This is a genomic window from Sulfitobacter sp. HI0040, assembly GCF_001634885.1.
In the GTDB taxonomy this organism is placed as follows: domain Bacteria; phylum Pseudomonadota; class Alphaproteobacteria; order Rhodobacterales; family Rhodobacteraceae; genus Sulfitobacter.
On sequence record NZ_LWEX01000069.1, the window covers coordinates 1 to 11,824 of the forward strand.

Here is an 11,824-nt window from a genome sequence, read left to right on the forward strand (position 1 = left end):
GCCGTGGGAGGCGAAAGTCTCAAGCGCCGCATCGCTGCCCAGATATCGCAGGAAGGCGGCCCCGGCGGGCGTCAGCGCGGCGGCGGGATAGCGGATCGGATCATGCAGGGAGGGGGGCACCTCATGCAGCACCCGCACTTGGCGGTCGGCCAGCGCATCGGTGGCATAGACGATGCCGAGCGGCACCTGCCGCCGAGACACCAGCAGCAGCGCCGCGCGCACGTCGTCGGTTTCCGCCAAGCGGTCCTGCAGCCCCTGCCACTGATCTGTGGCCTCCAGCCATTGCCGGGCGTAGCGCCCGGCGGGCACGGCATCGCGCTGGCCCATGGCGATGCGGTCGTCATCCCCCAGCGCCGACAGGATGTCGCCGGGATCGACGGTGCGCGTCTCCTCCAGAGGGGCGATCAGCACCAGCCTATTGGCGAGCAGATCGACGGGACCGGACGCAAGGCGGATGCCGGGTTGCTCTGCCAGCCAGTCCATCCAGTCCTCATTGGCAAGGATCACCGCATCCGCCGGGGCCCCGGCGGCGATCTGGCGGGCCATGGCCCCCGACCCCCCGTAGGAGATCCGGACCGCGCCGCCATGGCCTTCGACGGCGGCGTCCAGCGCGCCCCGCAGGCTGGCGGCGGCAAAGATGGTAACAGGGCCGGTCGCGGCGTCATCCGTGGCCCATGCCGCCTGCGGGACCGCCAGCGCCGTGACCAGCAGCAGCCGGCAAAGGAGGGGAAGAACTCTCATGGCCGGCACTATCCGCCAAGCGCTGCAGCCGCACAAGTTGGAATGGCGCGCAACACTCTGCCGCCGCTCTGGATTATGGTCGGGCTTGTGATACTTTCGTCCGAAACGGGAAAACCCCGCCACAGGCCGCCGATGACCAAGCAACCGCCCCTCACGCTCCACGGCTCCCCCAAGGGAGAGATGCGCACCCAGTTCGCCGCCCTCTGCTACCGGGTGCGCAAGGACAAGGTGCAGGTGCTGATCGTGACCTCCCGCCGGACCAAGCGCTGGATCATGCCCAAGGGCTGGCCGATGGAAGGCCGCACCCCCGGCGGCTCTGCCCTGCAGGAAGCCTGGGAGGAGGCGGGCGTGCGCGGCGAGGTGACGGGCGGCTGCCTCGGCGTCTATTCCTACCAGAAGGACGACGTGATCGGATGCCTCGCCATGCTCTACCCGGTCAAGGTCGCCTCGCTCGCGGGGGAGTATCCCGAAAAGGGCGAACGCCGCCGCCGCTGGGTGTCGCGCAAGAAGGCCGCCCGGCTGGTGCAGGAACCCGAACTGGGGCAACTCATCCTCGGGTTCGACCCGCGCGGGCCAAAAGCGACACGGCGTGGCGGTGCTTGACCCCCGCCCCGGCGCCGCCCATTTAAAGGGTATGCCCCGGCAGCCCCGCAACACCCGGACCCGTTGAAAAGATGATTCGATACGCCCTCAGATGTGACGAACGGCATGATTTCGAAAGCTGGTTCCAATCCGCTTCGGCCTATGACGCGCTGGCCGGGGCCGGGCGGCTGTCCTGCCCGGTCTGCGGATCGGACAAGGTGTCGCGCGCGCTGATGGCCCCGGCGCTCGCCGCGCGTGGCGGCGCGGCCCCGGCGGGCGAGGGGGGCGCGGCAGAGGCACCGGCCCCGCCTCCCGCTGCCCCTGCGGCGGGCGGTAGCTCCCCAACTGAACCCACGCGCCCCGAGGTCGAGAAAGCCCTGCGGGAGTTGCGCCGCAAGGTCGAAGAGAACGCCGATTACGTCGGCGGCGAATTCGCCCGGCAGGCCCGCGCCATGCATCTGGGTGACCTGCCGCAGCGCGCCATCTACGGCGATACCAAGCCCGCCGAGGCGCGCAGCCTGCTGGAAGACGGGGTGCCCGTGCTGCCCCTGCCGTTCCGGCCCCGGCGCAAACTGTCCTGACCCGCGCGTAACGGCCCGCGCCGCCGCGGTATTTTCGCAGCCAAACGGCGCCGGTCTTGCGGCGCGGCGGGTTTGCGCCTAAACCCCGCCCCGTATCAAGGGCGAGAGGGTCGATGCCTGTACTGGTCATGAAATTCGGGGGCACCTCGGTCGCCACACTGGACCGGATCCGTCGCGCGGCGAAACGCGTGGGCGTGGAGGTTGCAAAGGGCTATGACGTCATCGTCATCGTATCGGCCATGTCAGGCAAGACGAACGAGCTTGTCGGCTGGGTGAACGAGACGTCACCGATGTACGACGCGCGCGAATACGATGCGGTCGTGTCCTCGGGCGAGAACGTGACCGCCGGGCTGATGGCGCTGACGCTGCAGGAAATGGACGTGCCCGCCCGGTCGTGGCAGGGCTGGCAGGTGCCGGTCAAGACTACGTCGGCCCATTCCGCCGCCCGGATCGAGGAAATCCCCGCCGACAACATCAACGCGAAATTCGCCCAAGGCATGCGCGTCGCCGTGGTGGCCGGTTTCCAGGGGGTGAGCCCCGAGGGCCGGATCACCACGCTGGGCCGGGGCGGGTCCGACACCACCGCCGTGGCCTTCGCCGCCGCCTTCGGGGCGGAGCGCTGCGACATCTACACCGATGTGGACGGGGTCTATACCACCGATCCGCGGATCACGTCGAAGGCGCGCAAGCTGGACAAGATCGCCTTCGAGGAGATGCTGGAACTGGCCTCTCTCGGGGCCAAGGTGCTGCAGACCCGGTCGGTCGAGCTGGCCATGCGCTACAAGGTCAAGCTGCGGGTGCTGAGCAGTTTCGAGGAACAGTCGGACGAGGCCGGAACGCTCGTTTGCGACGAGGAGGAAATCATGGAAAGCAACGTTGTGGCCGGTGTGGCCTTCAGCCGGGACGAAGCCAAGATGACGCTGGTATCGGTCGCCGACCGGCCCGGCATCGCCGCCGCCATCTTCACCGCGCTCAGCGATGCGGGCGTGAACGTGGACATGATCGTGCAGAACATCTCCGAAGAGGGGCGCACCGACATGACGTGGTCCTGCCCCGTCGATCAGGTAATGCGTGCGGAAAAGGCGATGGAGAAAGCCTCCTCCGACGGGGTGATCAACTATCAGGAACTGATCGCCGACACCGATGTCGCCAAGGTCAGCGTCGTGGGCATCGGCATGCGCAGCCACACGGGCGTCGCCGCGAAGATGTTCCAGGTCCTGTCGGGCGAAGGTATCAACATCAAGGTCATCACCACGTCGGAGATCAAGATCTCCGTCCTTATTGACCGCAAGTACATGGAACTGGCCGTGCAGGCGTTGCACGACGCGTTCGAATTGCACAAGGCGGCCTGAAGCCCCGCGCCCGCCCGCGGCGGCCCCCCGCGGCGGTGCCGGCCCCTTCACCCTTTCACAAATACTCGAATACCCCCCGCAGCCCCATACGCGCGGCCCGGTGGGGCGCGCTGCACGAATCCCGGGCAGATCCGCCTGCAGAGAGGGGCTTCGCTACCCGCTGGGGGTGAATGACGTTTCTATCCTTGCGTGAGTGCGGTACAGGGAAGCAACGACCGGGCAAATGGGATGAGTTGCGATGGCCGATGGGATGGAAACCGAAAGCCGGAAGTTGCTGGGCCGGTTGCGCGACGCCATGGCGAGCGATGACGCCGGGCAGGCGCGGCTGGACAAGATCACCCATCTGATCGCAAGCTCGATGGGCTGCGAGGTCTGTTCCATCTACCTTTTCCGCGATGAGGATACGCTCGAACTCTGCGCGACGGAGGGTCTGAAGGCGGACGCGGTCCATCAGACGCGGATGAAGCTGGGCGAGGGCCTCGTCGGCAAGGTCGCCAAGAAACGCACCGTGGTGAACACGCCCGATGCCCCCCATGCGCCGGGGTTTCGATTCATGCCCGAAACCGGCGAAGAGATTTATTCCAGCTTCCTCGGCGTGCCGATCCAGCGGCTGGGGGCGACGCTGGGCGTGCTGGTCGTGCAGTCGCGGACGGCGCGGGAATTCTCGGCCGATGAAACCTATGCGCTGGAAGTCGTGGCCATGGTGCTGGCGGAGATGGCCGAGCTTGGCGCCTTCGTGGGCGAGGGTGCTGCCATGTCGGCCCGGCACCAGCATTCGATGCTGCTGCGCGGCACCGTGGGGCAGGAGGGCGTGGCCGAGGGGCACGTCTGGCTGCATGAGCCGCGCGTCGTCGTCTCCAACGTCATTGCCGACGATCCGGAACGCGAATGCGAGCGGCTGGGCGAGGCGGTGGATCAGCTTCGCGTGGGGGTGGACGAAATGCTCACCATGACCACCGACAAGGAACAGCAGCAGGTGCTGGAAGCCTACCGCATGTTCGCCACCTCGAAAGGCTGGATGCGCCGGATGGAGGAAGACATCCGCAGCGGTCTTTCCGCCGAGGCGGCGGTGGAAAAGCAGCAATCCATGGCGCGCGCCCGGCTGGGGCAGGTGCCAGACGCCTATCTGCGCGACCGGCTGTCGGACCTTGACGATCTGTCCAACCGGCTGCTGCGCATCCTGACCGGGCAGGGCAGCGACACGGGCGCTGAGATGCCCGCCGATCCGATCCTTGTGGCGCGCAACATCGGCCCCGGAGAACTGCTGGAATATGGCCGGTCCCTGCGGGGCATCGTGCTGGAGGGCGGATCGGTCGGCAGCCATGCCGCCGTGGTGGCGCGGGCGCTGGCGATTCCGCTGATCGTGAACGCGGGGCGCATCACCGAGGAGGCGCTGAACGGCGACCACATCATGGTGGACGGCGAGCAGGGTGTCGTGCATCTGCGGCCCGACGACAACGTGGCCTCGGCCTTCCGCGACAAGATCGCCATGCTGGCCGCCGCGCAGGAACGCTATTCCTCGATCCGGGACAAGCCTGCCGAAACCCGTTGCGGCACCGTCATCGGGCTGCATATGAACGCGGGCCTGATGGCGGACCTGCCGTCGCTGGTCAGTTCGGGGGCCGAAGGGGTGGGGTTGTTCCGGACCGAGCTTCAGTTTCTGGTGCGCAACCAGATGCCCAAGCGCACGGAGCTTGCGGCCCTATATGCCCGGGTGCTGGATGCCGCGCAGGAAAAGCGCGTGGTGTTCCGCACGCTCGATATCGGGTCGGACAAGGTGCTGCCCTATATGAAGCCCAACGAGGAGCCGAACCCGGCGCTGGGCTGGCGCGCGATCCGGGTGGGGCTGGACAAGCCCGGTGTCATGCGGATGCAGTTGCAGGCACTGATCCGGGCCGCGAACGGGCGCCCGCTGACGGTCATGTTCCCCTTTGTCGCCCAGTTCGAGGAATACCGCGCCGCCCGCGCGGAGATGGACAAGACACTGGCCCGGGAGGCGCGGCTCGGCCATGTGCTGCCATCGAAGATCGAGGTGGGGGCGATGCTGGAAACCCCCAGCCTTGCCTTTGCGCCGCGCCAGTTCTTCGAGCAGGTGGAGTTCCTGTCGATCGGGGGCAATGACCTCAAGCAGTTCTTCTTTGCCGCCGACCGCGAGAACGAGCGGGTGCGCAAGCGCTACGATTCGCTCAACATCAGCTTCCTGACCTTTCTGGAGCGGATCGTGGAGCGCTGCCGGGAGACGAATACCCAGCTGTCCTTCTGTGGCGAGGACGCGGGCCGCCCGGTGGAGGCGCTGTGTTTCGCCGCCATTGGGCTGCGCACGCTGTCCATGCGCCCGGCCTCCATCGGGCCGGTCAAGAGCCTGCTGCGCCGCTGCGATCTGGGCGAGGTGCGCGAGGTGATCGACCGCGCCCGCGAGGATGGCGAGATGTCGGTGCGCGGCGCGGTGATGGACTATGTGCGCACGGTGCATCAATCCCCCTGAACGCCTGCCGCGCGCCCCGGGCGGGCGTCGGTTTTTCGAGTATTTTCAAAAGGGTGAAGGGGCGGTGTGCTAGGGGGCAAGCCGGGCCGCGCGGCTTTGGGTGGCTGCGCGGACCACTTGGGCGAGTTCCGCGAGCCGGGGATGCAGCGGGTTGCTGCGTCGCCAGACCATGCCGATGGTGCGCTGGGGTTCCGGCGCGGCCAGCCGGCTGACGGCGACATCGGCGGAGCGGGTTTCGATCTCTACCGCCATTTCGGGAATCAGCGTGACGCCGAAGCCCACGCCCACCATCTGCACCAGCGTCGACAGGGTGCTACCGTCCAGCCATTCGCGAGGCAGGGCGGGACTCATGTTGCAGAAGGACAGGGCCTGATCGCGGAAGCAGTGGCCTTCCTCCAGCAGCAGGAGGCGCATTTCGCGCAGCCGTTCGCGGCCCGGCACGGGTTTGTCGGCATCCGCCGCCGGGCGGACCAGCACGAAGGATTCCGAAAAGAGCGGCACCTCCGTCAGGGTGGGTTCGGACACCGGAAGCGCCACGATGGCCGCGTCGAGCCCGCCTTGAGACAATTCCTCGATCAGGCCGGAGGTCTGGGTCTCGCGCACCTGAAGCGCCACCGCCGGGTATTGCGCGGTGATGCGGGTGATGACGCGGGGCAGCAGATAGGGGGCCACCGTGGGAATCACGCCGAGGCGCAGCCGCCCGGCCAGACGGTCCTGCATGGTGCGCGAAAGGTCGTCGAGTTCATCCGCCGCGCGCAGGATTTCCCGCGCGCGGGGGGCGAAGGTTTCCCCGAAGGTGGTGAGCTGCACCTTTTTGGCGCTGCGATCGAAGAGAAGTGTGCCCAGCGATTGTTCCAGTTCCTTGATCTGGACGGAAAGCGCGGGCTGGGAAATGGCGCAGGCATCCGCCGCCCGCCCGAAGTGCCCGTGCCGGGCCAGCGCGTCGAAATATTTCAACTGTCGGAGGGTGAAGTTCGCCATATGGTATGGTTATCGGACCTATTAGTATTTTCAACTTAAACTTATCGGTCCGATTTGTTAAGTGACCTTAGGAACGCGCCGGTTCCGGCCTGCCGAAGGGCCGCCGGGATGGCCTGCCGTACCGGCCCCGTTCGGGGCCTGACGGATGGCACGGCGCACTGACAAACAATAACAGGAGAGTATCATGGACGGTAACGATACAGGCGGCAAATGCCCCGTTGTGGGCGGCTTTCCCGCACATACCAAGCACGGGGTCCGGTCGAACCGTGACTGGTGGCCCAACCAGCTGAACCTCAAGATCCTTCACCAGAACACGAAGGAATCGAATCCCCTGCCGGAGGATTTCAACTACGCCGAGGAATTCGAGAAGCTGGACCTTGAGGCCCTGAAGAAGGACGTCATGGACCTGATGACCGATTCGCAGGACTGGTGGCCCGCGGACTGGGGGCACTACGGGCCCTTCTTCATCCGCATGGCGTGGCACAGCGCCGGCACCTACCGTACCGCGGACGGGCGCGGCGGCTCGACCTCGGGCACGCAGCGTTTCGCGCCGCTCAACAGCTGGCCGGACAACGGCAACCTCGACAAGGCGCGGCGTCTGCTGTGGCCGATCAAGCAGAAGTACGGCAACCAGATCTCCTGGGCCGACCTGATGATCTTTACCGGTAACTGCGCGCTGGAATCCATGGGGTTCGAGACCTTCGGCTTTGCCGGCGGGCGCGAGGACATCTTCGAGCCGGAGGACGACATCTACTGGGGGTCCGAAGACACCTGGCTGACCTCCAGCCGCTATAGCGGCGACCGTGAGCTGGAAAACCCGCTGGCCGCCGTTCAGATGGGCCTGATCTACGTGAACCCCGAAGGACCGGACAGCAACCCCGATCCGCTGGCATCGGCCCGCGATATCCGCGACACCTTTGGCCGCATGGCGATGAACGACGAGGAAACCGTCGCGCTGGTGGCGGGTGGTCATACCTTCGGCAAGTGCCACGGTGCGGGCGATCCGGAGCTGATGGGCCCCGAGCCCGAAGGTGCGACGATCGAGGATCAGGGCTTTGGCTGGATCAGCAAGTTCGAATCCGGCAAGGGCATCCACACGATCACCAGCGGGCTGGAAGGCGCATGGACGCCCACGCCGACCCAGTGGGACATGACCTATTTCGACATGATGTTCGATTACGAATGGGAACTGACCAAGAGCCCCGCGGGCGCATGGCAGTGGGAGCCGAAGGATCCCGAGGCCAAGACCCTGGTACCGGACGCGCATGACCCCGAAAAGCGCAACCCGCCGATGATGTCGACTGCGGACCTCGCGCTCAAGGTCGATCCGATCTACGAGCCCATCGCGCGGCGGTTCCACAAGAACCCCGAGGAATTCGCCGATGCCTTTGCACGCGCGTGGTTCAAGCTGACGCACCGCGACATGGGGCCGGTGTCGCGCTACCTCGGCCCCTGGGTGCCGCAGGAGACGCTGATCTGGCAGGATCCGGTACCGGCCGTGGATCACGAGTTGATAGACGCGGAGGACGCGCGCGCGCTGAAGGCCAAGGTGCTGGAAACCGGGCTGAGCGTTTCCGAACTGGTGTCGACCGCATGGGCCTCTGCCGCGTCCTTCCGCGGGTCGGACAAGCGGGGCGGTGCCAATGGCGCGCGCATCCGTCTGGAGCCGCTGAAGAACTGGGAAGTGAACCGGCCTGAGCAGCTGTCCAAGGTGCTGGACACGCTGGAAGGCGTGGGGAGCGAGTTCAACGACGCACAGAAGGGCGGCAAGAAAATCTCCATCGCCGACCTGATCGTGCTGGCCGGTGACGCCGGTGTCGAGAAGGCCGCGAAGGATGCGGGCCACGATGTGGAGGTGCCCTTCACCCCCGGCCGGACCGATGCGACGCAGGAGCAGACGGACGTGGAATCCATGGCCGTTCTGGAGCCTGTGGCGGACGGTTTCCGCAACTACCAGAAGCGGGAGTATTCCAAGTCTTCGGGCGAGTTGCTGATCGACCGCGCGCAGCTTCTGACGCTGAACGCGCCGGAGATGACCGTGCTGATCGGCGGGCTGCGGGTTCTGGGGGCCAACTACGACGGGTCCGACCGCGGCGTCTTTACCGACCGCCCCGGCCAGCTGACGAACGATTTCTTCGTCAACCTGCTGGACATGGGCACCGTGTGGAAAGTCTCCGACGAGGATGACCACCTGTTCATCGGGCGGGACCGCAAGACGGAGGAGCCCAAGTGGAAGGGCAGCCGCGTGGACCTGATCTTCGGCTCCAACTCGCAGCTGCGTGCGCTGGCCGAGGTCTATGCTAGCAAGGATGCCGAAGAGGCCTTTGTGCCCAACTTCGTGAAGGCCTGGACCAAGGTGATGAACGCGGACCGCTTCGACGTGAAGTAAGGCCTGCAAGGCATTGTTGAAAAAGAGAAACGCGGCCCCTCGGGGTCGCGTTTTTCATGTTCGGGGGTGGAAAGGCGGAGGGCGCTGCCCTCCGGGCCTCCCGGGATTTGGGGCCATTTGGAAGGGGGGAAACGTTCCTGCCCCTTCCGCGGACCGAGGCGGTCAGTCCAGCCCGGCCAGCACCTTGTCGAGCGTTGCGGGCAGGTCGCGGACGCGGACGCCAGTGGCGTTATGGATCGCGTTCACCACAGCACCGGCGGCGCCGCAGATGCCAAGCTCTCCTATCCCCTTGACCTGCATCGGGTTGCTCCATGGATCGCGTTCTTCCAGCAGGTCCACGGTGATCTGGGGCACGTCGGCGTTGACCGGCAGATGGTATTCGGCGAAGTCGCGGTTCACGATATGGCCGTCCCGGGGATCGTGGATCAGCTCTTCGGTGAGGGCCATGCCGATGCCGAAGGTCATGCCGCCAAGGCATTGGGACCGTGCCGTTTTTGGGTTGAGGATACGGCCCGCAGCGAATGTGCCGTGCAGCCGGCGGACGCGGGTTTCGCCGGTGACGGAATTGACCGCCACTTCGCAGAAATAGGCCCCCCACGTCGCCTGCCGCACCTTGTCGGAGGTATCGCCGGCCTCGATCTCGCCCAAGCTTTCGAGCGGTTCGTTCAGCAGGTCGCCGAGCGGCGTGCTGCGGTTGTCGGCGATGGCCTGACCGTCCTTCAGCGTCAGTTGCTCTTCGCTGGTGCCCAGCTGTTCGGCAATCCGCGACCGGATGCCCTGACAGGCCAGAAAAACGGAAGACCCAGCGGAGGATGCGCCCCATGAGCCGCCGGAGCCGGAGGCGGGCGGGTTGTCGGTATCGCCGAGGCGTACATCGACCTGATCGGGGCGCAGGCCGAGCATTTCCGCCGTAAGCTGGGTGAGGATCGCGTAGCTGCCGGTGCCGATGTCCGTCATGTCCGTTTCGACCACGGCACTGCCATCGGGATCGAGCGTAACCCGCGCCTTGGAGCCCATCAGGATATTGACGCGCACGGCGGAGGCCATGCCCTGACCGATGAGCCATTCGCCTTCGCGGCGGCTGCCGGGGGCGGGGCAGGTCGCATCCCAGCCGAAGGTTTGTGCGCCCGCGTCCAGCGCCTTGGCCAGCATGTTGGACGAATAGGGCTTGCCCGTCGTCGGGTCCTCTTCGGGAATGTTGCGCTTGCGCAGCTCGACCGGGTCGATCCCGGCGGCATGGGCCAGTTCATCCATCGCGATTTCGAAACAAGTGATGCCCACCGCTTCGCCCGGCGCGCGGACCGATCCCGCACAGGTGCGGCTGACCCGCGCAATATGGTGGCCGATGTGGCGATGCGCGCCCCGGTAGGTAAAGGGCGTGGCCTGGGTGACCGGTTCGGAAAAGGTTTCGTCAGGCAGGTTCGACACCCATGCGTCATGGCCGATCCCGCTCAGCCGACCCTCCGCATCGGCGGCGAGCCGGATGCGCTGGCGGGTTTCGGACCGGCGCATGGTGGCCTCGAACACCTGCTGACGGGTCATGGCGATGCCGACCGGGCGGCCGAGTTCCCTGGCCGCCAGTGCCGCGCCGACCGCCTCCTGCGCGATGCCCAGTTTGGAGCCGAAGCCGCCGCCCACGTAAGGCGAAAGGATGCGCAGCTTCTTCGGGTCGATCCCCAGCGAATCCGCCAGTTCGTTGCGGTTGTATTTCAGCATCTGGTAGGCGCCCCGCAGGGTCAGCCTGTCGCCGTCCCATTGCGCGATGGAAGCATGGGGTTCCATCGCGGCGGAATTATGCGGCGGGGTGGAATAGGTTTGATCCACCGTAACAGCGGCGTCGCGCATGGCCTTGTCCAGATCGCCCTGTGCGCTTTGCTTGTCCTCGGGGGTTTCGTAATCCTGCGGGGTGACAGGATTGCGGTCCGCATCCGTGATTTCGAACGTGACGGCCTGTGCGGCGGCGCGGGCGGCCTCGAAACTGTCGGCCACCGCGAGGGCGATGGGCTGGCCCACGTAGTGGACGTCGCGCACGCCCTGAACGGGCGCTTCGTTCGCCGTGCCCTGACAGGGATTGCGCAGCAGTTTGTCAGCGTGCAGGACGGTATGCACCCCCTCCATCGCCAGTGCCTTGTCGGCGTTCATCGACGTCACCTGACCGAGGCGCGGCGCGCGCACGAAACAGCCGTGCAGCATGCCTTCGGGCTGTGCCTCATGCGCGTAGGGCGCGGTGCCGGAAACCTTGAGCGGCCCCTCGGGGCGGTCCATCGGCGTGGACAGAACGCCCTGTGCCATGTCATCGAGCCGGTTGCGGCGGTCGGCTTCATCCATCTTGTGATGTACATTCATCGGCTCATACCTCGCAGAGTTCGGACAGCACGGCACGGAAGGTGCGCCGCAGCAGCGGTATCTTGAAATCGTTGCCACCATGGCCCTCAGCATCCCGCAGCAGGACGTCGGCGGCGGCATCGAAGCTTTCGCGGGTGGCGTTCTGGCCGATCAGGGCCTTTTCAACGCCCGCGTCGCGCCAGGGGCGGGGGGCGACGCCGCCGAAGGCCAGTGCGGCATCGGTGATCTTTCCGCCGTCGCAGTTCACGATTCCGGCGACCGAGGTGAGGGCAAAGGCATAGGACGCCCGGTCGCGCACCTTGCGGTAGGTCTGCCGCCCCGGAGGCGGCGGGGGCAGGGTGACGGCGGTGATGAGGTCACCGGGTTC

Annotated in this window: 9 protein-coding genes; 5 read left to right on the plus strand and 4 right to left on the minus strand. The window is 66.4% G+C overall.

The genetic code is table 11. The features are described from left to right. A partial coding sequence (gene modA, locus A3728_RS05705) for a molybdate ABC transporter substrate-binding protein (RefSeq protein ID WP_067921061.1) occupies positions 1–741 on the minus strand: 741 nt, incomplete at its 3' end. A gap of 132 nt (positions 742–873) precedes the next feature. Here modA and A3728_RS05710 point away from each other — a divergent pair. The 4 genes from A3728_RS05710 to ptsP all read left to right on the plus strand — a co-directional run bounded on the left by A3728_RS05710 (position 874) and on the right by ptsP (position 5,741). After that, a complete protein-coding gene (locus A3728_RS05710) occupies positions 874–1,344 on the plus strand; it encodes an NUDIX hydrolase (protein WP_067921076.1) in 471 nt (156 codons plus the stop codon). A 71-nt stretch (positions 1,345–1,415) separates the two neighbouring features. Beyond that, complete coding sequence (locus tag A3728_RS05715; RefSeq protein WP_067921063.1) at positions 1,416–1,904, plus strand: DUF1178 family protein; 489 nt, start codon at positions 1,416–1,418, stop codon at positions 1,902–1,904. Positions 1,905–2,017: 113 nt separating this feature from the next. Next, positions 2,018–3,256 carry an aspartate kinase gene (locus A3728_RS05720; protein ID WP_067921065.1) on the plus strand — a complete coding sequence of 413 codons (1,239 nt, stop codon included), beginning with the start codon at positions 2,018–2,020 and terminating at the stop codon, positions 3,254–3,256. Between the two features lie 238 nt (positions 3,257–3,494). Continuing rightward, positions 3,495–5,741, plus strand: a complete 2,247-nt coding sequence (gene ptsP, locus A3728_RS05725) for a phosphoenolpyruvate--protein phosphotransferase (protein WP_067921067.1) — start codon at positions 3,495–3,497, stop codon at positions 5,739–5,741. A 69-nt stretch (positions 5,742–5,810) separates the two neighbouring features. Here ptsP and A3728_RS05730 read toward each other — a convergent pair whose 3' ends face one another. Next, on the minus strand, positions 5,811–6,722 hold the full coding sequence (locus A3728_RS05730; protein ID WP_067921070.1) for a hydrogen peroxide-inducible genes activator: 912 nt from the start codon (positions 6,720–6,722) through the stop codon (positions 5,811–5,813). Between the two features lie 184 nt (positions 6,723–6,906). Between A3728_RS05730 and katG the strand changes: the two genes are divergently transcribed. Continuing rightward, on the plus strand, positions 6,907–9,111 hold the full coding sequence (gene katG, locus A3728_RS05735) for a catalase/peroxidase HPI (protein WP_067921072.1): 2,205 nt from the start codon (positions 6,907–6,909) through the stop codon (positions 9,109–9,111). Positions 9,112–9,273: 162 nt separating this feature from the next. On the opposite strand, the gene A3728_RS05740 is transcribed toward katG, so the two are convergent. Further along, positions 9,274–11,457, minus strand: coding sequence for a xanthine dehydrogenase family protein molybdopterin-binding subunit (locus A3728_RS05740; RefSeq protein WP_067921074.1), 2,184 nt, complete (start codon positions 11,455–11,457; stop codon positions 9,274–9,276). Between the two features lie 4 nt (positions 11,458–11,461). Next, positions 11,462–11,824: FAD binding domain-containing protein (locus tag A3728_RS05745; RefSeq protein ID WP_443069424.1), on the minus strand; the 363-nt coding region annotated here is incomplete at its 5' end.

Excerpts from the sequence above, each read along its gene's own strand:
- A3728_RS05710 (WP_067921076.1), top strand. The coding sequence starts at position 874 with ATGACCAAGCAACCGCCCCTCACGCTCCACGGCTCCCCCAAGGGAGAG.
- A3728_RS05715 (WP_067921063.1), top strand. The coding sequence starts at position 1,416 with ATGATTCGATACGCCCTCAGATGTGACGAACGGCATGATTTCGAAAGC.
- A3728_RS05720 (WP_067921065.1), top strand. The coding sequence starts at position 2,018 with ATGCCTGTACTGGTCATGAAATTCGGGGGCACCTCGGTCGCCACACTG.
- ptsP (WP_067921067.1), top strand. The coding sequence starts at position 3,495 with ATGGCCGATGGGATGGAAACCGAAAGCCGGAAGTTGCTGGGCCGGTTG.
- A3728_RS05730 (WP_067921070.1), bottom strand. The coding sequence starts at position 6,722 with ATGGCGAACTTCACCCTCCGACAGTTGAAATATTTCGACGCGCTGGCC.
- katG (WP_067921072.1), top strand. The coding sequence starts at position 6,907 with ATGGACGGTAACGATACAGGCGGCAAATGCCCCGTTGTGGGCGGCTTT.
- A3728_RS05740 (WP_067921074.1), bottom strand. The coding sequence starts at position 11,457 with ATGAATGTACATCACAAGATGGATGAAGCCGACCGCCGCAACCGGCTC.